This window comes from Marinomonas sp. 63XJN7_7_ISO-PGPR-S23-202 (assembly GCF_056173505.1).
The window spans coordinates 229,579-253,886 of sequence record NZ_CM149677.1 but is presented as its reverse complement, the minus strand read 5'-3'; the positions used below and the strand labels follow the sequence as shown (position 1 = coordinate 253,886).

General features: G+C 44.6%; 19 protein-coding genes. 9 read left to right on the top strand and 10 right to left on the bottom strand.

What is annotated here, in order from left to right; translation table 11 throughout:
• Window positions 1-11: 11 nt before the first annotated feature.
• From AC0VYG_RS01150 to AC0VYG_RS01135, 4 genes are all read right to left on the bottom strand, one after another.
• Window positions 12-1,736, bottom strand: coding sequence for an alpha-keto acid decarboxylase family protein (locus tag AC0VYG_RS01150; RefSeq protein ID WP_475430529.1), 1,725 nt, complete (start codon window positions 1,734-1,736; stop codon window positions 12-14).
• The gene (locus AC0VYG_RS01145; RefSeq protein ID WP_475430528.1) at window positions 1,723-3,513 is read right to left on the bottom strand and encodes a flavin monoamine oxidase family protein; all 1,791 of its coding nucleotides are present in this window, start codon (window positions 3,511-3,513) and stop codon (window positions 1,723-1,725) included. The genes AC0VYG_RS01150 and AC0VYG_RS01145 overlap by 14 nt, the downstream gene beginning before the upstream one ends.
• 230 nt (window positions 3,514-3,743) lie before the next feature.
• Window positions 3,744-5,732, bottom strand: coding sequence for a BCCT family transporter (locus AC0VYG_RS01140; RefSeq protein WP_475430527.1), 1,989 nt, complete (start codon window positions 5,730-5,732; stop codon window positions 3,744-3,746).
• A 443-nt stretch (window positions 5,733-6,175) separates the two neighbouring features.
• Window positions 6,176-8,107 carry a methyl-accepting chemotaxis protein gene (locus AC0VYG_RS01135; RefSeq protein ID WP_475430526.1) on the bottom strand — a complete coding sequence of 644 codons (1,932 nt, stop codon included), beginning with the start codon at window positions 8,105-8,107 and terminating at the stop codon, window positions 6,176-6,178.
• Window positions 8,108-8,945: 838 nt separating this feature from the next.
• On the opposite strand from AC0VYG_RS01135, the gene adhP reads away from it, so the two are divergent.
• On the top strand, window positions 8,946-9,956 hold the full coding sequence (adhP, locus tag AC0VYG_RS01130; protein ID WP_475430525.1) for an alcohol dehydrogenase AdhP: 1,011 nt from the start codon (window positions 8,946-8,948) through the stop codon (window positions 9,954-9,956).
• 67 nt (window positions 9,957-10,023) lie between these two features.
• On the opposite strand, the gene AC0VYG_RS01125 is transcribed toward adhP, so the two are convergent.
• Entirely contained in the window at window positions 10,024-11,313 is a 1,290-nt protein-coding gene (locus tag AC0VYG_RS01125) for a diguanylate cyclase (RefSeq protein ID WP_475430524.1), read from the bottom strand.
• Between the two features lie 165 nt (window positions 11,314-11,478).
• Between AC0VYG_RS01125 and AC0VYG_RS01120 the strand changes: the two genes are divergently transcribed.
• From AC0VYG_RS01120 to AC0VYG_RS01110, 3 genes are all read left to right on the top strand, one after another.
• Window positions 11,479-11,619, top strand: coding sequence for a hypothetical protein (locus AC0VYG_RS01120; protein WP_475430523.1), 141 nt, complete (start codon window positions 11,479-11,481; stop codon window positions 11,617-11,619).
• A gap of 102 nt (window positions 11,620-11,721) precedes the next feature.
• Window positions 11,722-12,129, top strand: coding sequence for a GFA family protein (locus tag AC0VYG_RS01115; protein ID WP_475430522.1), 408 nt, complete (start codon window positions 11,722-11,724; stop codon window positions 12,127-12,129).
• Between the two features lie 417 nt (window positions 12,130-12,546).
• Complete coding sequence (locus tag AC0VYG_RS01110; RefSeq protein ID WP_475430521.1) at window positions 12,547-14,190, top strand: methyl-accepting chemotaxis protein; 1,644 nt, start codon at window positions 12,547-12,549, stop codon at window positions 14,188-14,190.
• 195 nt (window positions 14,191-14,385) lie between these two features.
• On the opposite strand, the gene AC0VYG_RS01105 is transcribed toward AC0VYG_RS01110, so the two are convergent.
• Window positions 14,386-16,587, bottom strand: coding sequence for a PepSY domain-containing protein (locus AC0VYG_RS01105; protein ID WP_475430520.1), 2,202 nt, complete (start codon window positions 16,585-16,587; stop codon window positions 14,386-14,388).
• An 18-nt stretch (window positions 16,588-16,605) separates the two neighbouring features.
• Entirely contained in the window at window positions 16,606-17,082 is a 477-nt protein-coding gene (locus AC0VYG_RS01100) for a DUF2271 domain-containing protein (RefSeq protein ID WP_475430519.1), read from the bottom strand.
• Window positions 17,083-17,264: 182 nt separating this feature from the next.
• Here AC0VYG_RS01100 and AC0VYG_RS01095 point away from each other — a divergent pair, with 182 nt between their 5' ends.
• Together AC0VYG_RS01095 and AC0VYG_RS01090 are read left to right on the top strand one after the other, a co-directional pair.
• The gene (locus tag AC0VYG_RS01095; protein WP_475430518.1) at window positions 17,265-17,927 is read left to right on the top strand and encodes a response regulator transcription factor; all 663 of its coding nucleotides are present in this window, start codon (window positions 17,265-17,267) and stop codon (window positions 17,925-17,927) included.
• Window positions 17,920-19,260 carry a sensor histidine kinase gene (locus AC0VYG_RS01090; RefSeq protein WP_475430517.1) on the top strand — a complete coding sequence of 447 codons (1,341 nt, stop codon included), beginning with the start codon at window positions 17,920-17,922 and terminating at the stop codon, window positions 19,258-19,260. Before AC0VYG_RS01095 ends, AC0VYG_RS01090 begins: the two co-directional genes overlap by 8 nt.
• A 12-nt stretch (window positions 19,261-19,272) precedes the next feature.
• Here AC0VYG_RS01090 and AC0VYG_RS01085 read toward each other — a convergent pair whose 3' ends face one another.
• Window positions 19,273-19,653 (bottom strand): winged helix-turn-helix transcriptional regulator, encoded by a 381-nt coding sequence (locus tag AC0VYG_RS01085; protein ID WP_475430516.1) that lies wholly within the window; start codon window positions 19,651-19,653, stop codon window positions 19,273-19,275.
• Window positions 19,654-19,844: 191 nt separating this feature from the next.
• On the opposite strand from AC0VYG_RS01085, the gene AC0VYG_RS01080 reads away from it, so the two are divergent.
• The gene (locus AC0VYG_RS01080) at window positions 19,845-20,396 is read left to right on the top strand and encodes a flavodoxin family protein (protein ID WP_199475530.1); all 552 of its coding nucleotides are present in this window, start codon (window positions 19,845-19,847) and stop codon (window positions 20,394-20,396) included.
• Window positions 20,397-20,606: 210 nt separating this feature from the next.
• Window positions 20,607-20,882 carry an Lrp/AsnC family transcriptional regulator gene (locus tag AC0VYG_RS01075; RefSeq protein WP_199475531.1) on the top strand — a complete coding sequence of 92 codons (276 nt, stop codon included), beginning with the start codon at window positions 20,607-20,609 and terminating at the stop codon, window positions 20,880-20,882.
• 94 nt (window positions 20,883-20,976) lie between these two features.
• On the opposite strand, the gene AC0VYG_RS01070 is transcribed toward AC0VYG_RS01075, so the two are convergent.
• Both AC0VYG_RS01070 and AC0VYG_RS01065 read right to left on the bottom strand, forming a co-directional pair.
• Window positions 20,977-22,053, bottom strand: coding sequence for an alkene reductase (locus AC0VYG_RS01070; RefSeq protein WP_475430515.1), 1,077 nt, complete (start codon window positions 22,051-22,053; stop codon window positions 20,977-20,979).
• A 109-nt stretch (window positions 22,054-22,162) separates the two neighbouring features.
• Window positions 22,163-22,996, bottom strand: a complete 834-nt coding sequence (locus tag AC0VYG_RS01065) for a helix-turn-helix domain-containing protein (protein WP_475430514.1) — start codon at window positions 22,994-22,996, stop codon at window positions 22,163-22,165.
• Between the two features lie 118 nt (window positions 22,997-23,114).
• Here AC0VYG_RS01065 and AC0VYG_RS01060 point away from each other — a divergent pair, with 118 nt between their 5' ends.
• Window positions 23,115-24,242, top strand: coding sequence for a Gfo/Idh/MocA family protein (locus AC0VYG_RS01060; RefSeq protein ID WP_475430513.1), 1,128 nt, complete (start codon window positions 23,115-23,117; stop codon window positions 24,240-24,242).
• Window positions 24,243-24,308: the final 66 nt, after the last annotated feature.

Genomic DNA, 24,308 nt, shown 5'->3' with positions numbered 1-24,308 from the left:
TTTGCTTAATATTAATGACAAAGACAGTCTGCATATGGCTTTTCATTGATCGAATCAGCTAGGTTTTTGACGGCGGGAGCAAGATCACGTGGCGATATAATGACTTCCACTAGATAGGCTTTTCCTTGATGAGTGTGAATCTCATTAAGACAATCCATTAGCGCTTTTCCCAGCTCCACTTTGAAGAAGTCCACACCATAAGCCGTCGCTAACCCTTTATAATTCCAACTCGCTAATTCATCAAACGGCGCAAATTTTCCATTAGGGGCAAACGCACAGATATCCACAAAGGACTGCTCAATGGCATAGACCTGATTGCTCATTACAAACACGACGGAATTAAGCTTATTTCGCGCTATTGTGGATAGCGCCTGACACATCATCATAAAACCGCCATCCCCTGCGACCACCATGGCACGACGATCATTCACCATACTAACCCCTGTCGCACAACCCGTTTCATGCCCTAAGGATCCCCATGCGGCATCGCAAATAAAGCTGTCTTGGACAAAACCATTCATCCGAATCGCCATGTATAAGGAGGAGCTTTCCCCTAAAATCAGGTTTAATTTAGGATGCAACGCATGATTGTGAATGTGTTTATTGAGTATGGTAAAAAAGTGCTCATAGCTTAATGGTTCGTTTAAGACCTTATCGTCCCACGGATAGCTGTCCAGAGTTGGCAAATCTTGAGGCGTTAACATCCCTTGAGCCTTTTTAAAGCACGCCGTTAAACTTCTTATAACGTCTTTTAAAAATACATCATGATACGCAATATTACCTATTCGAGATGATGCCATATCAACCGATATCATTTGGTTATATTGTTTGGTCAGTAAATTCAAATAGTCATCCGTAAAAATGGCCCCTAACGACAAAATAACATCACTGTCTGACACATAACGATTGGTCTCCTCCAATGACGCTGCATCCGCATAGGTACCAATAAAAGGGAGCCCTGCCTCTTCATCTAACACACTTTTCGCCAGTGATGTTGTGGTATAGGGCAAACCTGAAGCGCTGAGCAAATCCATGACATCGGCTTGTAAACCTAAACGAGCGATTTCAATCCCCAGAATCATGACGGGCTGTTTGGCTTGCTGTAGTTTGAGATAGGCATTATCAACAAAATGCGTTAGCTGATCTTGATTACTGGTAGGACCACTCAAGTCCAATTGATCCAATGGCGCCACACAAGGCTCTCCCCACACATTAGACCAAGCTTCTAAATAGATAGGCCGTTTATGCAACATGGCCAAACGCAATGCCTCATCTATTTTTGCCGGTGCCGTCATCACGCTGCCTAACACTTCAGACGCAACCGTTACGGCGGTAAAGACTTTTTGGTCTGCTAATAAATCACCCGTTGAGTGATGAAAAAGCGCTCCTGTATTGGCAATGATTTCTCGATCACTTTGGCTAGGGCTGGCGCTGATCACCACGACAGGATTCCGTTCGACATAAGACCCTGCCGTGGCGTTGATCACACTCAAAGTACCAACTCCATACTGTACAGACACAGCGCCAATGCCTTTATAACGCGCATACCCATCTGCGGCATAACCTGCACCTAGCTCATTAACATCACCGACAGCGTCAATGCCCTCAAAAGCCTCTAAGGCCTCCATAAAGTGACTGACATAATCTCCTGGAACCTGAAACACCTTATCTAGGCCAAGCTGTTGTAAACGGGTCAGCAAATAATCAGCAACGGTAAACACCTTATTGTTGGACATGGTTGATTCCTTCATAGGCAAATACAGTCACTTCATCTAGCGTCTTATGACCATCCTCTACGGGCTGTTGAGGTTGCTCCAGATCGCAAGCGCCAGGGCAAGGAACAGGTAGGTAACTATAATTTTTGTCGCGTAACCAAGTCGGCGTTGTTAGTCCGAAAAACTCTTCTAATGTAGATTCTGCCGTGTTTAGGGCACCTTCTACCCAACCTTGCTCATAGGAATAGGCTTCACCCACAATGTAAATTGACTCACTTTCTACAGGGTGTCGCATCCTGCACATAATATCATCCAGACGATAACCGGACTTCCATTCATGCCAACCACCACCATAGGGATCATCACCCCATTCTTGATACACAGCAGAATACGGCATAGGTAAGCCTTTTTGATTGTGCACTGCTTCTATTTGGCGCTGCGCGGACTCAACCATTTCTTGGGTAATAGGAAACTCATTATCCAATATAATCTTATCCGTATTCTTCAACCCAAATTTAGGCATAAAGCCCTTATATGGAGCACCTTTTTCCATTCCTTTCCAAAAAGGAATGGTCTCCATGTCGTTATAGGACGCCATCAATAAGGAGTTCATGGTTTTTTCGCCGCCCTCTTGTTCGCATTCTGTCCCCATATAATAGGTTTGACGAATAGGCAAGTCGGTTACTGAACGGCCAGCAACTAAACCAAGACTTCTCCACCAAGGCGTCTCATAAGCCAAAAACATTTTGAGGGCTTTTTGAATTAATACAGAGGGGATATTGTCTTTTAGCCAATCATTTTCAAAGAAGTCTGATTTAATCAATTCAAGAGAACGGCGAGGCATGGCTAAAATGATTTTCTTCGCTTCGACACTCACCTTTGACTGGGTATCATCATCCTCCGTTTTACCTGAACCGCAGGTAGTAGTTGGCTGAAAGACCAAGGTATAGGGATACTCTTTTCCAGAATGTATTTTAATTTCCGCAAGGCGCATGTTCATCTTCACACGCTCATCCTCTGGCAACATTCCCTTAGCCGTTACAAACTGTTCGCATAAGCATAAAGGTAACGCTTGAAAGCCGTCTTTCAAGGTTTTAAAAACGGTATCGTCTTTGTATTCTGTAGCCGGTAATTGGGTAACCGCATTGGCATTCGCTACATTGGCATCATAGCCACCTGCGTCTTTCATAAATTGATAAGCTTCGTTGCTAAGAACACGTTCTAGCAGATTCCAAAAACCATACTTCCAGATTTCTTTGCCGAATACCTTCACTTTCATTTGTTCACAAAGCGGCATATCAGCAAAACCAGGACAGATCAGGTTCATCACCTTGACCTGAAGGTTTTCCGGGCCGTAACCCCGCTCTGACCAATCTAAGTTATAAGGAATCTTGTCAGGGCATTCAGCAAAATCACGGTAACGGAAATACTGACCACGTAAGTAAAATAAATTATTTTCTGCCCCGGCTAACGGTTTGTCGTCACCCGTTTTCTCACTTAACTCAGGATATAGAGGAAGAGAGGAACCCATGGGGAAATCTTTTTCGGCAAGGTCTAGCGTTTTTACTAAACTATTGACCATCACATGTTGGTCTGGAATCCAGCGCATTCCTCCTAACTCAGCTACCACATTTGGCAAGCCAGGAAGTTTTCGGCTATACAAGCGACCGCCAATCCGGTTACTGTATTCAAACAGAGCTATTTTTTCACTGTGTCCACAGTCCTGTTGCAAACGCCAAGCACTGTATACCCCTGATACACCACCACCGATCACCGCTATATCTAATTTTGCACTCATTACTTTTACTCCCTTTTGTATATGCCTTACTCACAGGCTTTCAGGGATAATGCAGAGAAAATTAAAAGATGGCTATTACAGCTTATTACACTAGATTGAGCTCTTACTGGAAAATCTCTTTGCTTCAATTTTTATCGGGAAACCAAAAAAGCCAGCACCCTCCCCGTGAGGTGGTGCTGGCTTTTTAAAGGAGCCGTATTTTCACAGCTCTGTTTAGCAAAGCATTTTTATTAAGAAACGGTATTCCAAGGAAGTTGTCCCGGTGCGGCATCAACAAAGTTAAAGTACTGCTCTAACTGATCAATAAGATCTCGAATCACTTCATCTTTGCTACAGCCATAAAGCTCGTAACCCAATGCCCCATTACGAATGTACACATCCGCTTGCCAATGGGTGTCATAGTTTGATTTGTCGCTATGGGCTTCGGGGATTTGGTGTTCCGTCGCCAACACTTGATAGAAAAAGTCCAGTTTATCGTCATGCTCAAGTTGGAAGGTGACACCATTCTCTTGCGTGGTAATGTTGGCTTTCCAGTCATGGATCGCCAGTTCTTTTTGCACTTCTTCCATTGCTGGCACGACCACTTCTTTAATAAAGTGGCTCACCTTGGCCTGTCCAGGAAACTTAAACAATGTACTAAGACGTTTGCGCCAGTTCCCCTCGTTACTAAACGCACGGCCAGGAACCGCAGCCGCTTCTACGGCAGCTTCACGATGGCCTTCAATAACCAGTGCTCGCCATAGCCCAAGCGCCGCCAACAGCATAATCATAGCAAAGGGCAATGCAGCTAGAATACTCATGGTTTGTAATGCACTTAAACCGCCTGCTAACAACAAGGTGGCAGCAATGACACCTTCAAGAGAAGCCCAGAAGACACGCTGCCAAATGGGAGTTTCTAGCGCGCCGCCAGACGCCAATGAGTCAACGACTAAGGACCCCGAATCCGATGAGGTAACAAAGAAAGTGATAATCAAGAAAACGGTGACGACGGATAAGAAAGTAGACCAAGGTAACAAATCATAAAACTGAAATAAGGCCACCGAATGGTCTGCCTGTACTTCGCCAATGAGCACATCCTTACCCTGTTCCATAATCAAATACAAAGAGGTGTCGCCAAAGATAGAAAACCATAGGAAAGTAAATATGGTCGGCACAGCAAGCACACCAAAGATGAACTGGCGGATGGTACGACCACGGCTAATTTTGGCAATAAACAAGCCAACAAACGGAGCCCAGGCAATGGTCCATGCGAAGATAAACAGTGTCCAGTTACCTATCCAATCACTTTGCGTATACGCCTGTAGATTAAAGGTACGCTCTACAATGTTGCTCAAATACGCCCCGGTGTTTTGCACGAAGGCATCGAGAATATGAATGCTAGGACCGACAAAAAAGACAATGACCATAATGAATACGGCTAACCCCATATTCAAAATCGATAAATTTTTCACCCCTTTATCCATACCAGCAACCACAGAACCAATCGCCGCTAAGGTAATCAAACCAATCGCTATCACTTGTACTGTCGTGTTAATAGGAATGCCTTCCCAAAGGTAATGCAAGCCAGCATTAATCTGTGTAACCGATAACCCGAGCGTCGTCGCTAAACCAAACAAGGTACCGAGAATGGCAAACACATCAACAGTATGGCCAATAGGGCCATAAATACGATCACCAATCAGCGGATAAAGTGCCGACCGGACGGACAATGGCAAACCATGACGAAACGCAAAATAGGCAAGTACCAGCCCCATCAGACCGTATATGCCCCAAATATGTAACCCCCAGTGGAAGTAAGCGATTTGCATCGCTTCACGAGCCGCCCCAATAGTTTCAGCAGTGGCATTAGGTGGTTGAGAGAAGTGTAATACCGGCTCAGCAACACCAAAAAACAACAGAGCGATACCGTAGCCAGCGGAAAAAAGCATAGCAAACCAAGCAGGAAAGCTGTATTCCGGATCGGCGTGATCTGGCCCTAAACGAATATTGCCCCAGCTACTGAAGCCAATACAAACCATAAACACAAGAAAAATCGCGGTGGCCAACATATAAAACCAGCCAAAGGTTTCTGTTATCCATGACAACGCACTTTTGAATGCCTCGCCGGCAAGCTCTGGGTTACTAAGTGTTCCGACGATGAGTAATAGAGTAATAATAACGGTGGGAATAAATACCGGCAGCAATACGGCCCCCGATAACGTTTTCTGCGAGTTGGTCATAAAGTGATCTCCTATCCATATGCCCTGACAGGCTTATATGGATAGTAACGTACATAACCTTATGGATCCCCCAAACTGAGCCCCTTGTTACTATAAGATACAAAAAAACCAGTGCTAACATAATCAGTTAGCACTGGTTTGGTATCATTTGTCATCGACTTTTAGGCTTGTTCTCATCTTTCTTTAATGTTGAGCTGCCGTTTTTTGCAGAGCTTTCATTTCATCATGGCACTCCTGCATTTTAACTTTTACGCGACGCAGCGTGACCTCACAGTCTTTAGGTTGGTTTCTCCCTAGAGCATGGTCGAGTTCTTCTAGCTGATCAATATAAGTAAAGACAGTGGAATTGCTAGCAACGTTAGCTAACAACGTAGAGTTGGGTGTTCAAACAAAAGGCAATGTGAGAAGCACATTGCCTTTATAGAGCAGAACCAGTCAGGCTGCTAGAGTTTGAAGCGGAGCGTTAAGTCTTGCAGCGTCTGACTTAATCGAGATAACTCTTCACTGGCTTGTGATGTCTCCCGTGCGCCACTTGCAGTTTGTTGCGAGATATCACGAATGGTCACCACACTTTTACTAATTTCCTCGGCTGCTACGTTTTGCTGTGTGGTCGCAGAGGCTATTTGCGTATTCATATCGGACAAATAGGTAATAGAGCGGGTAATTTGTTGCAAGGCATCGTTCGCTTGCTCGCTTCTTGCCACTGTTTCTTCAGCCGTTTTCTCGTTTTTTTGCATTGCCTGAACGGCAATAGATGCTTTTTGCTGCAGGCCTTCTATGAGTGTGGCAATTTCTTCCGTTGCAGTTTGAGTTCGCTGAGACAAATTACGAACTTCGTCAGCGACAACAGAGAATCCTCTACCTTGCTCGCCTGCTCTAGCTGCCTCAATAGCCGCATTAAGCGCCAGTAAATTCGTTTGTTCCGCTATACTTTGAATGACATTGATCACAGTGACCGCATTTTTCGACTCATCACTCAATGCCTCAATTTGAACGGCCGACTGGGCGATCTCCTGAGCTAACCCTGAAACCGCTTCCCTACTGGATGTGACAATCACACTGCCTTTTGCAGATAACTCACTCACTTCTCTCGCAGAATTAGAGGCATTTTCTGCATTTTTGGCGACGTCATTTATGGTTAACGACATTTCTTCCAGTGCAGATGCCATTTGATCAACTTCTTCCCGTTGACTCTCAACACCAGAAGCAGTTTGTCCCGTCACCACAGAAAGTTCTTCTGATGACGAAGCCACTTGATCAGCACTTGAGCCAAGCTGGGAAACAATATCACGAAGTCCAGCGATCATTTGCGCTAAAGAGTCCATCAAATGCCCCACTTCATCACCCGAACTTTTTCCTTCTAAGGTAATGGTTAAGTCACCATTCGCGACTCTCTCCGCCATTTCTTTCGCTTTTTGCAGTGGTGGTACAATTAGATGGCTAATGAGCCAGGCAGAAAGAACTGAAATCACAATGGCAATGGCGCTAATAATAAGGGACAAAGTCGAGATGTTTTTCTGCAAGGCAATCATTTCCTGTTTTTGCTTCGCACGACTGTCTTCTGCCAGAGCAATAACCGATTGTGCGGTTTTAATCATAGTCTCTCGTCCAGCGGATTTCTTATTGTTTATGTCTACATAAGCATTGAGTGCTTTCTCATACTGACCCACTTGTTGCATTGTACTCATTAATTGAGACTGACCTTCAGAGGTACTAAACATGCCTTTTAACCTGGAAGCAATATTTTTAATCTTCTCAAGTTCTTTTTTGGCGAGAACAACATTCGATGGATTGCCAGTGATAATAAAATTCTTTTCATGCATTCGCGTTTTTAGTATATCGAGCGCTAATTCTCCTTGAATGTCGGCAACCTCAGTGGCTTGTCTAGCATTAGAGGTATTCTCCTGGCCCATTTGTGATAGCTGATTAACAGCACCTCCCGCTTCATTTCGCATCTCCAACATAGCTTGTTGACTTTGCTTATCAAGCTCGACAAAATCAGAGAAGCTCTTCCGGTAGCTCGATATTTTCTGGATAATCTGATCCATTACTTTATCGTGCTCTGTTCCCTGAAATATAGGTTTTAGAACTTGGGCCTCATGAACCGCCTCGTCTAAGGCTTTATTGAACTTATCGACATATTCGTCTTTTGTTCTAGCATCATAATTTTTTTCCTGAATACGGGCCGTTTGTAACCGTTTTACAATACGGTTAACCTTATCTGCCGCTGCTACCTTTTGATTTACAATCGTATTTCCATAATTATTAAGAGCCGTTAAGGCTATAATACTAATAATAACAAGACCAAAACCAAGCATCAGTTTATATCTAACGGAAAGATTGGTTATTCTAAGATAACCAAGTAGATTTTTCATATATCACCTTTTCATTCGCTTGAATCCATTTAAAATTTGACCTTTATCTTTCACTTAAAACTGAAAATCCATTTCTTTCCATTTAGTTAACACGGCCGTCACAAACTAAAATATCACAAGAAATTTTCAAGACAAGAAAATTTTCATCCTTAGTTTAAAAAATTCGTCAAGATTTAATAAAAATACAAAAAAAAATCATATGATGTTGATTTAATTGAGAAAATATAAAATATTGATGAGAGCACAACTTAATCAAAAGAACAAAACATCATAATCAGGAAAAAACAATGATTTATAGAATAAAAACAAAACATTATATTACAAAACAAAACATTATATTACAAAACAAAACAAAGACTTACATATTCAACTGAACTCTATTCAACTTGTCACAAGTTCATTGATTCAATTAATTAAGATGAAACAATAGATAAGATAATAAACAACCGCATTTAATATAGTAAATTTTCAATACATGGTTATTAAATAACACTTTTATAAGTACGTTATTTTGAAGAAAAACATTATGGTTTCATTATATAAGTTGCAGCAGGAGATTTTTCATAGTTCATCGAAAACCGTTCTATATACGTAAATCTTGCCAGAAGCGGTATAAACTGAGTCAGAAACCATCAAAAAGCAATCATTCTCTTTAGGTAAAGAATACTGTGATGAAAGCATCAAAAAGCAATCATTCTCTTTAGGTAAAGAATACTGTGATGAAAGCATCATGGACTACTGGACAAGCTTTTTTGTTGTTTGCCTTTAAAGTAGAAGTGAGCCACGAAAGTGCGCTTAACCCCTATTTAATAAAAATAAGCATAAGATGGAGTTTGTTATGAAAGCAGCTGTTGCCAGTAAATTTGGTGCTATTCTAAAAATCGAAGACGTTGTCAAACCTAAAATTGAACCACACCAGGTCCTTGTCAAAATACACGCTTGTGGTGTGTGCCATACGGATTTACATGCTTGCCACGGTGACTGGCCCGTGAAACCAACCTTGCCTCTTATTCCTGGTCACGAAGGAGTAGGTGAAATCGTCGAAGTAGGCAGTGCCGTGTCTCATCTTGCCCTAGGAGACCGAGTGGGTATTCCTTGGTTATACAGTGCCTGCGGCCACTGCGAATACTGTTTAACGGGTAACGAAAACCTCTGTTTATCACAACAAAACGCAGGCTATTCGGTCGATGGTGGTTACGCGGAATATTGCGCCGCTCATGCGGAATATGTCGTCAAAATGCCCGATGGCTTAGATTATGTGGAGGCAGCACCATTATTTTGTGCGGGCGTAACAACCTATAAAGCCCTCAAGGTATCTGGGGCAAAACCAGGCGATTGGGTGGCGCTATTTGGTGTTGGTGGATTAGGACACCTAGCCGTTCAGTATGCTGTTGCCATGGGCTTTCGAGTGGTTGCTGTGGATACGGGCGATGCTAAACGTAAATTAGCCATGTCCCTTGGCGCCGAATGTTTCTTTGACTTTAAAACCGATGACGTAGTCGAGGATATCCTGGCAAAAACCAATGGTGTCCACGCAACCGTCTGTACGGCTGTAAGCAAAGCAGGCTTTAGACAAAGCTATGACGTTGTTCGCCGAGGCGGAAAATGCGTCTTAGTTGGTCTACCACCAGAAGACATGCCACTGCCTATTTTCAATACGGTGCTAAACGGCGTAAGTGTTGTTGGCTCAATTGTTGGTACTCGTAAAGACCTCGAAGAATGCTTAGAGTTCGCAGCTCGGGGCAAAGTCAAAGCCATTATCAAAGAAAAATCTCTTGAAGACATTAACGACATCTTCGCTGATATGGAAAAAGGGGAAATTACTGGGCGTATTGTCATGTCGATATAGCATTTTCAATTGAATTAAAAATACATGAATCACTAAAAAGCCGACCCGTTCTGGTCGGCTTTCATTTTTAAATGGCCACTTGTACATCACATTTTCCCTGTTTTTTAACACGGTACATAGTGCTATCAGCCGTTTGTATCAGCGATTTCATATCTTTACCGTGTTCAGGGTAATGAGCAATACCCAAACTGGTACTCACTTGTACCGTTTTATTTGTATCACTGATCAGGACTGGCTCTAATACGACATTTAAAATGATATTGGCTAATTTAAGCACTTCATCACGATCATTCAGGCGATCAAGCCAAATAATAAACTCATCTCCGCCGACTCTGACGATTTGTCCAACCTCTTTCACTTGCGCATGAAGCCTTTCAGCAATGCTGGTAAGCACTTGATTCCCCGCTTCATGACCATAATTATCATTCACTTGTTTAAAGCCATCTAAATCCAAATACAGAATGGACAATAATTGATTTTGTTGCTCGGCCTTGATGATCAGTTCCGCTTCTTTTTCCAGTAAATAATGCAATGAAGGAACCCCTGTCACTGCATCATAATGCGCTAGCTGTCGCAGCTTATCTTGTGCTTTTTTCTCGGCTTCTAACGCAGAATGTAAAGCAGAAACATCATACTCAGACATCAATAATAAAAACTCCCCCGTTAAAGGGTGGCGTGTGATGCGTATATCTAAACTGTGCTTACGAGGACCTATGGAGGTGTTCACATCACAGGTCCATTGGCCGCCTTTTTCGTCTATCGCCTGGGCTAATAGCCTTTGGCCTTCTTCTAAATTGACAAAGCGCGAGGTAAAGAAAGAATGTCCTTCAGGAAAATTTTCTCTAGAAAGATGCTTATAGGCTTCGGTGGCAGCAGGGTTTTCAACGATTGGATCACCAGCAAAACTGAAGCTTGTCACTAACACACTGGTATAGCGCATGGCTTCAACCAATAGCAGATTTTCTGGAGTATCCCCTAAATTCACTTCTTCATTGATGAACGCAATGATGGCTCGATGTTTATCTGGCCCGACCAAAACAGCACGATGGCGCATATACAAGGTCTTTGGTTTTCCATTTGGATAGGTTGTCCATGGATCGATTGTTAGGCCTGACTTAGAGGCCAGCTCAAAGGTTTGTGCAGTGCGATCCTTTGCGCCTTGGGTATCACCAGACAAGTCTTTATTTATCAAGTCTTCAAGCGTATTTAACCCCCAAAATTTAAGCGCCGCAGAGTTGCCCCACCACCAACCATGTTTATCTAGGTCAAAAATCCACACGACATCGGGAATTAGCTCATATAAAGCAACGTCGGCATGATCGCGAATATGGATCAAGTGGTCGTAATGGTTTGTCAATTTACTCTCCTTTCGGCAGCTTTCTCATTCATCAGTATTAAATAGCACACTCGTGCCTTTTTGTTATACCAAATTTATACTGGCAACCGCGTTGAGGCTTTCAGTTAATGCCCTCTTCCTCTAAGCGTTTTAAACGTCGCCAACAGGCCGTTTCACTACGACGCTATGCTGACGATGATCAAGCCAGGAAAACTCAATCCAGAGAAACTGCTGGGAAGAACCATCAGCTTAGAAGAGTCGATTTACGCGCTGACCAGTATGGATACGATCAATCCACCAGGCGTCACGGTGGTCACTCAACTCTAAACCGTCACAGGAAACCTTTTTATTGGCTTTATTCACGACCGAAAACCATGGCAAGATAGTAGCTATTGAAAGACATAAAAACCATATTTGGAGAACAATACTATGGGACATCTTCACACAGGATCTTGTTTATGCGGTGCGGTGAAATTTGAGTTAGAAGGTGAATTTAAAAAATTCTTCTTATGTCATTGCAGCCGCTGCCGTAAAACCTCAGGCTCGGCCCATTGTGCCAACCTATTTGCTCCAGGTGCGACCATAAAGTGGTTAAGTGGTGAAGATAAGCTGAGCTACTATCATTTGGAAGGCACCCACTTTGCCCGTACTTTTTGTTCTGTTTGTGGTTCTAATGTCCCCACAGACGCCAAAGCTCGCAGCCTAGTCGTTGTGCCTGCAGGTTGCTTGGATACGGATGTCGATATCACAGCCCAAGCACATCTTTTTACGGGCAGCAAAGGCAATTGGGACGAAGGTTTGGATAAGGTTCCCGCTTTTGAAGGTATGCCCACGTAATAGGCAGTTCTTCAAATTCTATTCCCTTAGGTCGTCAGGTGAAACAGCAATAAAAATAAAGGCCCATTTTCTACTCTGATCGTTAAAGCAGAAAATGGACCTTTATAAGCAGTCGACTAGCCACTTTTCAATACAAGCGTTTGCCGACGAATCCCCCCCTCTAAATACCGCCCTTGTGCCTTCAGTTCTAGCAATGAAATGGTCGGGGCAGCGGCAAAGGAAACACATTGACACATAAATTTGCTAGCTAGATCATGTTCTTAGGGATAGTTTCTCAAATGAAGAATAGGTGCAATCAAAGCGCTTATCACACAAAACAAGGGATATTTTCCCATCACTATCTATAATTAAAAAACCATAAAAATAAAAAATCATAAACAACTATAAAAACTATAAAAGCTTTACTAAGGAGGATACATGGGACTCAAGCATATGAGTGTCCGACGTCAATTAATTGTTCTGATCTCCAGTGCAGTGATTGGCTTAATCGTATTAGTGGGATTAGGATTATTTCAAACCAAAAATATTTATGAAGCTTCTAACCATGTTAATGTAAAAACCGTTCCATCAATTCAAGTGATGCTTAACATCAGTCGTGCCATCAGCGAAGTACGCCGCTTATCCTATGTGCACGTATTACGGAACGATGAAAGACAAAAGAAAAAAGTGGACGATCAACTAAAAGCCAAAGTGGCGGAAGTTTACAAAGCATTTGATAGCTATAAACCGCTTATTAGTAATAAAGAAGACGCCACGCTTCTCAACAATGAAATCAAAGCATTTGAGGCCTATAACGCGAAACGCGAAAAAGCGATCAACCTATCACGCAAAAACATGCAATCTGCAGCAACAAGAGTCTTGTTGTATACCGCACCGGAAGCAGAAAAACTCACCCAAGCACTGAACAAGCACATCGCTTACAACCAAAAGTTAGGCGACGCCGGCGCACAAAAAGCGGTGACCACCATCTGGCAAGCCGTGATCGTACAAGCATCTATTGCGGTGATTGTTATTGTGGTGGTCTTCATTGTGGGGATTAAGATATTGCGAAATATCATGAAATCACTTGGCGGTGAACCTAAAGAAGTGGCAGAAATTGCCAATCAAATTGCCCAAGGCAACACAGACATCATCATTGAACTGAATGACAGTGATAGCACCAGCTTAAAAGCCAGCATGAAAACCATGGCAGACACGATTCAGGAGATAGTCATGGATCTTACAGAGAAAATGTCTCGCTTGGCAGAAGGTGACCTACGGATACGGATTACCAAGGACTACATTGGAAATTTCTCGGCGATCAAAAGCAGTACCAACGGCATGATCGATCAGATTAAAGACATCATAGTAGAAACCCAAAGCGCCACGGATCAGATGGCCGCGGCCAGTGCTCAAGTGAGCATTACCGCGCAAAACCTATCGAGCAGTGCGTCGTCTATGGCGGATAATTTGGAAAATACGACGGTAGCCATTGAAAGCATCTCCACCAGCATCAGCCAAAACTCCCAAAACGCCACATCGACCAACGAAATCGCGCTAAATGCCAGTCAAAAAGCGGCGCAAGGCGGTGAAGCAGTGGATGAGACCATGAGTGTGATGAAAAACATTGCCGACAAAATCAGCATCATTGAGGACATTGCAGAACAAACTAACTTACTGGCATTGAATGCGGCGATTGAAGCGGCTCGCGCAGGGGAACAAGGTCGAGGATTTGCCGTAGTCGCCGACGAAGTACGCGCCTTAGCGGCGAAAAGTCAATCGGCAGCACAAGAAATCAGTGACATCACTCACAATAGTGTGCGAATCAGTGAGCAAGCGGGTAACTTATTAAAAGAAGTTGTACCGCAAATTCATCAAACATCGGAATTAATTCAATCCATCGCGAACGTGAGTATGGAACAAACCCAAGGGGTGGAACGTATTAATCAATCCATGCAGCAGCTCGATAACATCACACGCCAAAATACCGATGGTAGTGAACAACTCGCAAGCACCAGCGAGCAGATGACGGTCCAAGCTGAGCAACTTAAACAAATGATGGGCTTCTTTAAGATTCATTAATCTTTTTAGCCATATGGCCAGACAGTGCAAGCTCTCTGGCCATTTTTATATGGCTCATTTTTTATGGACTGAGAAGGCCAGCTCTAAACAAATGATGGTTCTTCGTTATTTAGCCCAAGCCATACTGGCTATGACTCAGGCTAAAACAAAAGGGAACCCTTAACGTTTCATTGCTAGCAGATTATCAAAACCTCGTTAATACACATCCTCTAGATAACGTCCTTGTGCTTTCAGCGCGTCAACGTTCGTTTGCAGTGGCTCTAATATGTCGTTGAGTGCTTGAGTCACGCCATTTGCCATGCCTCGACCACCGCACACGAGAATTTGCGCGCCTTGCTCTAGTAATTGTCGGACGGTTGCCTGATCCTGTAAAAGCTTATCCTGTACATAAGCTTTTTCTGTTGTTTGATCTTCTCCCTGTGAAAAAGCAGTCTGTAACCCCGTCAAACGCTGATCATCAAGGTATCGAGTCAAGTCTGGCTGATAAAGAAAATCCACTTTTTGATTACGCCCGCCCCAGTAAAGAAACATCGGATGACGCTGAGTATTTTGTCGAATAAACCCAGTTAATGGGCCAATACCTGCCCCAGCGCCAATCAGTATCACCGGATGACGGCCAACAGCGGGGCGAAATTCTGGGTTATGACGAATGAATCCTTCAATACAATCACCTAATTGTAAGCCATGTAAATAACTGGAGCAGACACCATTGGGTTGCTTGCGAACGCAAATCTCCAACACATCATCCGTTGTCGAAGACGCTAAGGAATAAAATCGCGCGGTCGCCTCCTGTGGTGGCATCACTCCCAGGAGGTCACCCGCTTCGAAAAAAGGTAAAGAATGAGTTCCCGCCGCACGAAAGCGTAAAATACTCGTGGCCGCATGGCCATTGACGCCATAATCTTCACGCCCAACCAATGCCAGCGTTTGTGTGACGGTAGGCTGCGGATGATAGGACAAGGCCAGAGGCCACCCCGTCAAATCGGCAATCGTTTTACCCCATTCCCTAAATTGCTCGGCAGAACTTCGATTAATCAACTCGGTATGACACAGAGGCGTAAGGCCTTTATTCTCTAAGGCAGTGGTGACATCCAAAGCAAACTGGCAAAAGTTGGGAAACTGTCGATCCCCAAACCCCAATACCGCAAACCGGAGTGAGTTATTGCTTTTAAAGCGTTTTAACTTGTTCATAAATTGCTGTGCCGTCGTCGGTGCGTCCCCATTGCCATAAGTCGAGGTCAAAATAAAAAGCATATCGGCCTGTGGATAGTTCTCAACCAACTGGTTCATTTGCGCACAGTGCACATGTCGTCCAGCCCGAATCAATTGGCGCTGCAAATCTTGCGCAAACCCCCATGTCGTTTGACCCTCCGTGCCAACCAAAAGAATGGTGTCGGCTTCTTTGCTAGGCGTATTCACTAGGTCCCCTTTCTTCACTCGACGCTTTCTCCACCAAGCCAACACACCGGTGTAGGACAAGACCGGAACGGTCAATGCACTCGCCCCGAGAATAAGACCAAGCCACCAAATTCCTTGCCCCGTGTGTAAACGGATGATCCATTGCTGAAAGACACCCATCGGCGGCAAACGGGTAAAGTTCAGCAGAGTGCCCGTCGACTGATCCACAAAGCCGGATCCTTGTTCTGTCGTCAATGTATAAAAATCTTGGAGGTCACCAGGATAGGGAAACACCAATTCATGTAAGGAGGTTAAATCAATATTTTTTAACGCAATCAGTGAGCCTACCGGAGCAGGTTGGCCACCTGACACGCTGGACGGAAAAGAAGGGGGAATAAAAGTATGATCCTTAACAAAGCCAAAACGCATGGCTGACATATAACTCCCTGTCAACGAGGAAAGCAATAACCCCAGCACAGCGAACCGAGCCAGTTCCGAGTGAATACGCTTCACACCGTTACCTTTAATCGGTTTGATAAGGGCCTTCCAGCCACCGAGCCGACGCACCAACAAAAAGACACCTGACAGGCAAATCAACACCATAACCAGTGCTACTCCGCCGGCCAGCTTTCGCCCCGTATCGTGCAGTAAAAAGGAGCGGTGCATGTCTTCAACCCAATTCATAAAAGCAGAAGGTTGGTAGGGACCTATACTCTGCCCCGTCAACGGGTTCACTAAATCCGCCTTAGGCTGGTGGTTCGCCGTTTTATAATAAACAACCACTTCACCAGACAACTTTCGATCAATCTTTTCAACGTTTGGATGATGCTGAACAATGCGTTGCGCCATGGCGGCAACACTCACTTCTCCCTTATCCGGCACCACAGCATGGGCTCTATGAATGGCAGGCATTAGGGAAAGCATGGCCCCGGTCGTTGCTATGGCGATTAAAAACAAGGCCATAAATAAACTGGGCAAACCGTGTAGTTTACGTAACATTATTATTACCTCATCGTCTTACTTAAGGTCATAACGAAACGAGAGAACATACACATTCCCCATCACCGTTTTGCCGGATCCGGCCGTTGTTAATGGGGTGGAGACATCGGCACGATTGCTGTTGCCATTTTCCACCGCACTGTCGATGACAATTCGATAGCCTTTATTAATTAAGTTATCAGGGATATTTTTGGTCACAACCAAGGTATGGCCACTGGTGACACTAGCGCCTGTCATACCATCGTATTCAGAAGGTCTTAAACGACTACCGCGAGCCCAACCAGGCAGCTCAAAATAGTAGCGGGCATTTCGCCCGGCCACCCAGATTGTTTTACGGTATCGGCCATGGGCATCCGCCAGATAGATCGCTAAATACGCACCACTACCATCGTATCTAGCAAGATGTGTGGTAAAGGTTACCTCTCGTGCCTGTGCTGACATAGATAGGGTGAACGCAGTGATCAGGCTTAACGCCAAAAAAATGTACTTTCTCATAATATCCGTCCTAATAAACCGTTGGACGAACTCTATAACCTTTACCTGACACTGACCTGAACAAGAAACAGAGAGAAAAAAAGACTTTTTTTTCACCTTCCACTGGCTAGCATGAACGTCGATTAATGGGGTTCAAATGACGGTCTGAGCAATACTGTGATCAACAGAATAAGAGGTAAAACGTGCGTGTACTCTTGGTAGAAGATACAACTGGACTTGGGGAAGCTGTTCGGGATCAGATTCATGAAGATGGGCACGCGATTGATTGGGTGACCTCCTTGCGCTTTGCCGAAACCAGTATGCTTAACACAACTTATGATCTGATTTTGCTCGATCTCATGTTACCCGACGGTAATGGCTTCAGCTTTTTAAAAAAACTTAGAAAAGCAGGCAGTTCGACGCCTGTTATCATCCTAACAGCACGCGATCAGGTGTCTGATCGTATTGAAGGGCTTAATGCCGGGGCCGATGATTATTTGATCAAACCGTTTGATTTATCCGAATTATCCGCTCGAGTCAGCGCCGTTGCTCGACGTTATCGGGGCAATCCAAACCCACTGGTAAAAATAGGCCATTTAGAAGTCGACTTGAACGAACATCGCCTAAAATCGAAAGGACAAAGCGTTGAACTAACAGCTCGGGAATGGGCTGTACTGGAAGGCTTTTTTCAGCGACCAGGCACCTTGTTATCGCGCTCACAACTGGAGGATCGTCTCTATCAATTTGGTGCAGAAATCGAAAGCAATACCATTGAAGTGTACATTAGTCGCCTACGTAAAAAGCTAGGGCGCGAGGCAATTGTCACCGTAAGAAACATGGGCTATCGCCTAGAAACTCATGAGTAATACACGCAGTTTAAAAAGAAACCTCGGCATTGGCCTAACACTAGGCGTCTCCATTCTGTGGTTATTAAGCGCGATAGCCTCGGGTTTGGTCGTACAAAAAGAAATGAAAGAGGCCTTCGATAAAGCCCTCAAGCGGTCTACTCAGCATATCTTACCTTTGATCACAGCGGATATCCAAAGACGAGCCTTGGGGGCAAACAACTCTCATATTCCGATCTTGCAAAACAACGATAAATACTTGCGATACAGAGTGCTTGATCGTCATGGCCATATCCTTCTACGCTCAAAAGATGCTGATCCACAGCTTTTTAATCGCTCTCCCTTATTGGGGTTTTCTGACACCGCCACCCATCGAGTCTATACCACCACAGCACTCAATCATCGCGTATTCATCGAAGTCGCTGAGTCACTCGCTTATCGAGATGAAGACCTGAAAGAAGCCATCGTTGCACTGCTGTTCCCCCTGCTAATTCTTGCGCCAATCAGTTTTCTAGGCATCTTACTCATCATTCGCCTGTCGCTTCGTAAAGTCACCGACTTTCAACATGCCATTGAAAAACGCGGCGCTGGCGATTTATCCCCTGTCGGTACATATCGACTGCCTGCCGAGTTTTCACCGATCGCTATTGCGGTGAACCGACTGCTTGAACGGCTGCGTAGAACCTTGGACGCTGAACGCAGCTTTACCGCCAACAGCGCCCATGAATTACGCACGCCTTTGGCAATCGCTCTTGCCAAAGTGCAACGCGTTAAAGCCGTCATTGACGATGTGCAACTGAAGCAACAGATTTCGGATGTCGAAGCCTCATTACACAGTCTGTCAAAACAATCTGAAAAGTTGCTCGAACTGGCTAAAGCAGAAGGGGGCGGTGCGTTGTCTGAGCAACCCCATGACCTAATACCGATTTTGGCAATGATCGCGGGTGACTTCAGTCGTCAAACACCAGACCGCCTTCATCTGATCCTACCCAACAGAGCGGTATCGTCACATTTAGATCCTGATGCGTTTGCTATTTTAGTCAGAAACCTTATTGAGAATGCTCTTAAACACGGCCAAGCCAACCTGCCAATAGAGGTCTCTTTGTCCCACGATGGGACGTTGCGAGTGGTGAATGACGGTCATCTTGTACCGCCTCAAGATATGGCGCGCTTACGTAATCGGTTTGTACGCTCTAATACAACCGCAGCGGGTTCGGGGTTAGGGCTCGCCATCGTCGACGCCATTGCAACAGGAGCAGGAATATCCTTGCATCTCAGGTCACCAGCGACGGGCCGAAAACGTGGCTTTGAAGCGGAACTCAATGTCAAACCAAGCACAAGCAGTATCCATTAACATTAATGGTCTCTATGCATTAATACTGTCGTAATTTTTCTGAGCTTGTTTCACCTGCTCTATGTTTTGCTCTGCCCAACAGCCAAGTTGCTCAATCGTCTGCACAAAGCTGTGCCCTAGATCCGTTAAACGGTATTCCACTGTCACCGGAACCGTGGGGAAGGCAGTACGGGTAATCAAACCATCGCGCTCTAATTGTTTGAGTTTTTGCGATAACACCTTTTGTGAAATGCCCTCTACTTCACGTTTAATTTGATTAAAACGAAACGCTTCTTTTTTAAGTAATCCAATAATCAACAGCGTCCAATGATCAGCCAACCGATCAAAAAAAGCTCGTGCAGGACAGTCTTTGGAATAAATATTATAGGCGACAGGCGATGCATTTTGTTTCATGGTGGTTTCCCTCAGGTAACCTAGTCACTCTTTGGTTACTTCTTGTTAAGTTAGTTTCTAATATATACTATTAATTTTGCCGACACAAAACGAGACGTTATCTAAATGAAATCTTGCCGTGAGAAGCTTTCACACGGCCATTGTACAAAAGTCTCTTTGTATTAATCGATCTAAAAATATTGGAGTGAGTAATGAAAAAAACAGTCGTGGTTTTCTTCTCTGGATACGGACATACAAAACGAATTGCCGAGTATGTTACTAAAGGGGCGAATGCACAGAGCATTCAAATTGATGACAATGGTGACATCACCGAAGCGGATTGGGAGACGTTAAACGCCGCAGATGCCATTATTTTTGGCGCACCAACTTACATGGGCGGTGTGCCTTGGCAATTCAAAAAATTCGCAGATGCCACCTCTAAAGCCTGGTTTACTCAAGCTTGGAAGGACAAAGTATTTGGCGCTTTCACTAACAGTGGCAGTTTAAACGGAGACAAACAAGTCACCCTAATTTATCTACAAACGCTGGCCTCTCAACACGGCGGCATTTGGGTAAGTTTAGGCCTTCCACCAGCGAATACACTTTCTGCAACACGTAACGATACAAACAACCTCGGCGGTTCTGTTGGTGCGCTCATTCAATCGCCATCAGATGCCGCTGCGGATGCCATTCCAGAAGGCGATTTAGAAACAGCGCGTCTTTACGGCGAGCGTGTTGCAAACATTGTCAGCCGCTTCAACTAAGTAAGCGTCTAACGGTTTTCCACGGCATGGTGTCACCATGCCGTTTTCACTTCTACTAAGACAAAACTCTAACCAGACTTTCCTGCCATCGAAGGGGCCGCTTTGTTCCTTTGTAAATCACAACTTAAGGTGCTTTAATTCGCACACTATTTGCTATGATGTCGTTACTTGAACACATGCGTACTCTAAAAGTTTAAAGAGGAAACACCTATGGTTACTGCGATTATTTTACTGTCCGTCGACAAAAAGCACATCAACCAAGTGGCTGAGGAATTGGCGGCGATCGACGGGCTGAGCGAAGTCTATTCCGTCAGTGGTTCTTATGATATTGCCGCCATTGCACGGGTTCAGCACAATGACCAACTCTCCGAATTAGTTACTCAGCATCTTGCGCAGATCGACTTCATTTTGAAAACCGAGACCATGCTGGCATTTCGTGCCTATTCCAAACACGACTTAGAAGGAATGTTCTCAGTGGGTGTGTAAGCACTAGGTGACAACCCTAAGGTTTTAGCGAACAAAAAAAGCCAAGGCAGCGTTAACCGCCTTGGCTTTTTTGTCTATAACAAAATGCTAATCGCTACGCTGTCATAAAAGGGTAGTCTGTGTAACCTTCTTTACCAGAGGTGTAGAAAGTATCTGGGTTAGGTTCGTTTAAATCCGCCCCCGCTTTCACACGCTCCACATAATCTGGGTTGGCAATAAAGGCTTTACCAAACGCCACGCTATCGGCTTGACCACTGGCAATCACTTGGTTGGCTTCTTCTGCATCATAAGCCATATTGACCATTAAATGACCTTGATAAGCCTCACGAGCCACACTTAACACATCCGCTGATTGTGCGCCAAAGAAATCAGCGCGCATCACGTGAACATAGGCCAAATTAAAACGGTTTAGCTGTTCACATAAGAAACGAATCCAAGCCATAGGATCTTCTTCTTTCATACTATTGAAGCTGTTTAATGGCGATAGGCGTACACCCACTCGACCACTGCCCATGACCTCGGTGACCGCTTCAAGTACTTCCATCAAAAAGCGAGCACGGTTTTCCAAAGAACCGCCGTATTCGTCAGTACGCTGGTTGGCACTTTCACGCAGGAATTGGTCTATCAAATAGCCATTCGCACCGTGGATTTCCACACCATCAAACCCCGCCGCTTTGGCATTGATTGCCCCTTGACGGAAGTCATTCACGATCGCTTTGATTTCACTCACAGTAAGTGAATGTGGCACGGTGTAAGGTTTTTTACCTTCAGGGGTATGCGTTTCGCCATCAATAGCAAGAGCACTAGAGGAAACCGCCTCTTTGCCGCCGTTAAGCAATGGGTGTGCAGCACGACCCGCATGCCAGATCTGCATGAAAATACGTCCGCCTTTTTTATGCACAGCATCCGTTGTCAGCTTCCAACCCTCTATTTGTTCTTGGGAATAAATACCTGGGTCATCACCAAACGCCGAGCTGCCTTCTGTCACCATGGTACATTCGGTAATTAGCAAGCCTGCGCTGGCGCGCTGGGAGTAATACTCAGCCATCAAGGCATTCGGTAGATGGTGCGGTGCGCGGGTACGAGTCAGCGGAGCCATGATAAAGCGGTTTGGCAGTGCAACATCGCCCAATGTAACGGGACTAAAGAGGTTTTTCTCGGTCGTTGACACAATAAACTCCTATATAAAGTTTCAAAGTTAATTCGAATATATTTATAAGATAGGGAAAGAAAACGGGAATTCAATCCGCCATATCGAAATACTTCGATATTTGCATAATTTAACCATCCCGATGACTCAGTTCATGGCGATACCCTGTTGGAGAAACACCATATTCTTGCTTGAACAAACGCGAAAAATGAAACGCTGAAACAAAGCCTGTTTGTTCAGAGACGAGGCTAATAGGAATGTTGGTTTCCCGCAGCAAAGCCGACGCATGCTGACATCGTAACTTCCACAAGTAACGACTTGGTGTAATTTGTAGATGTTTTTTAAACAATACGATTAGGTGGTTCGTCGAAACATGGCTCACCTTGGCTATCTTATCTAAATAAAGCGGCTGATCAAAATGACGACTCATATAATCGCAAGCGATGCGCACCGCTTTAGGAATAGGATGCCTGTCTTCATTGGCATTCGTATAGGTCTTAGCATAGGCCAAATAATAACGTAATAACGATTGCCCAAGATCCAACAAAGCGGGCTGAGTCGCCAGTGTCGGTGTACGGGTCAGTGCTAGCCCTAAATCCATATAAGCCTGAATATCATAATTGGCTTCCACTACGGGCCGCACATCGCCAAGTTGCACTGCCAGTTCATCGGGCCGTATGACAAAATCCAACTGACACCAGGTATGAGTGCTCTCTTCTCGCTCGCTAAATTGATGAAATTCATGTCGACCTGGCAGCAGCAAAGCAAAATCACCAGGATGCAAAAGGAGGCTTTTCTCATCAATCGTCATGGTGACCTGACCACTCAGCAGATGAAAGAGCTGGATACCACGCTGAACACGCGGCCCATGTGTGCCCGATTTAGGGTATTTTGTCAGCCCGAAATAGACTTCTTTTAAATTAGTAAAAGTGATTTTAGACAAATCCTTCTTCATTCCAGTCATGTACGGCACCAGTCATTTCCTTCTATATTATGCCAATTAAAGAGGATAACGAGCGAAATAAATCCTTTTTACAAAACACCATCATGAAATAAGTTAAAAATAATAAAAAAGGTGAGGCATGAGACAAGTTAGAATAGGTCTAATTGGTACTGGCTATATGGGAAAAGCCCACGCCATCGCATTTAAAACAGCCGCAGCGGTTTTTCCATTAAGTGGCGAAATAGTCTGTGACATGATTGCCGAGGTGGACGCGACATTAGCTGAACAAAAAGCCAAAGAGTTTGGTTTTGCCCGTTCAACTGGCGATTGGCGCGATCTAGTAAACGACCCAAATATTGATGTCGTGGATATTTGTGCTCCCAATCATCTTCATAAAGACATGGCGCTTGCGGCCATTGCCTCAGGCAAACACGTTTATTCAGAAAAGCCTTTGGCACTAAACGCTGAAGACGCATTAATCATGACGCAGTCTGCAGAGGCAGCAGGTATTAAAACGCTGGTAGGCTTCAACTATATCAAGAACCCAACCGTACAGCTCGCCAAAGAAATTATCCAACAGGGGGAGATTGGCGATGTTGTGCATTTCCGTGGCACCTTCAACGAAGATTATCTTGCCGACGCCAATAGTGCTTTCTCTTGGCGCTTAAAACGAGAGTTTTCCGGTTCTGGCACCTTAGGTGATATGGGCTCGCACATTATTAATATGGCCCATTATCTGGTTGCTCCCATCACTCAAGTCTGTGCAGACTTACAAACCGTGCACACACAGCGTCCCTTGATGGGAGAGACTCACAGGATGGGAAAGGTCGAAAACGACGATCAAGTACACATGATGGTGCGCTTTGCCAACGGCGCTATTGGCACATTGGAGTCCTCACGTATTGCTTGGGGCCGTAAAAATAGTTTGTGGTTTGAGGTCACTGGGACCAAAGGCACCTTGATTTACGATCAAGAACGTTTATCAGAATTGCAGCTATACACCGCTGACGATGCCAAAAACCGACAAGGTTTTCGGCGTATCCTAACGGGTCCAGAGCACCCTGATTACGTGAATTTTTGCGTCTCAGCTGGTCACGGTTTGGGCTATAACGATATGAAAGCAGTAGAAATCCGCGACCTTATAGAAGGTATTTTAACGGATGCCCCACTCTGGCCGGATTTTCGTGCCGCTTATCAGGTTAATCAATTATGCGATGCGGCAGAGTTATCCTATAAAGAAGCCCGTTGGGTTGACATAAAACACTAAGCGTTGGGTACCACTGTTGGCGCAAATACTGGCACCCCCAACTCACTAAAATCTAATGTCATATGA

Coding starts and splice junctions, on each gene's coding strand:
- AC0VYG_RS01135 (WP_475430526.1), bottom strand. CDS start 8,107: ATGAAAAATCTACTTGGTTATCTTAGAATAACCAATCTTTCCGTTAGA.
- AC0VYG_RS01060 (WP_475430513.1), top strand. CDS start 23,115: ATGAGACAAGTTAGAATAGGTCTAATTGGTACTGGCTATATGGGAAAA.
- AC0VYG_RS01080 (WP_199475530.1), top strand. CDS start 19,845: ATGAAAAAAACAGTCGTGGTTTTCTTCTCTGGATACGGACATACAAAA.
- AC0VYG_RS01110 (WP_475430521.1), top strand. CDS start 12,547: ATGGGACTCAAGCATATGAGTGTCCGACGTCAATTAATTGTTCTGATC.
- AC0VYG_RS01085 (WP_475430516.1), bottom strand. CDS start 19,653: ATGAAACAAAATGCATCGCCTGTCGCCTATAATATTTATTCCAAAGAC.
- AC0VYG_RS01090 (WP_475430517.1), top strand. CDS start 17,920: ATGAGTAATACACGCAGTTTAAAAAGAAACCTCGGCATTGGCCTAACA.
- AC0VYG_RS01065 (WP_475430514.1), bottom strand. CDS start 22,996: ATGACTGGAATGAAGAAGGATTTGTCTAAAATCACTTTTACTAATTTA.
- AC0VYG_RS01140 (WP_475430527.1), bottom strand. CDS start 5,732: ATGACCAACTCGCAGAAAACGTTATCGGGGGCCGTATTGCTGCCGGTA.
- AC0VYG_RS01100 (WP_475430519.1), bottom strand. CDS start 17,082: ATGAGAAAGTACATTTTTTTGGCGTTAAGCCTGATCACTGCGTTCACC.
- AC0VYG_RS01105 (WP_475430520.1), bottom strand. CDS start 16,587: ATGTTACGTAAACTACACGGTTTGCCCAGTTTATTTATGGCCTTGTTT.
- AC0VYG_RS01145 (WP_475430528.1), bottom strand. CDS start 3,513: ATGAGTGCAAAATTAGATATAGCGGTGATCGGTGGTGGTGTATCAGGG.
- AC0VYG_RS01120 (WP_475430523.1), top strand. CDS start 11,479: ATGCTGACGATGATCAAGCCAGGAAAACTCAATCCAGAGAAACTGCTG.
- AC0VYG_RS01075 (WP_199475531.1), top strand. CDS start 20,607: ATGGTTACTGCGATTATTTTACTGTCCGTCGACAAAAAGCACATCAAC.
- AC0VYG_RS01115 (WP_475430522.1), top strand. CDS start 11,722: ATGGGACATCTTCACACAGGATCTTGTTTATGCGGTGCGGTGAAATTT.
- AC0VYG_RS01150 (WP_475430529.1), bottom strand. CDS start 1,736: ATGTCCAACAATAAGGTGTTTACCGTTGCTGATTATTTGCTGACCCGT.
- adhP (WP_475430525.1), top strand. CDS start 8,946: ATGAAAGCAGCTGTTGCCAGTAAATTTGGTGCTATTCTAAAAATCGAA.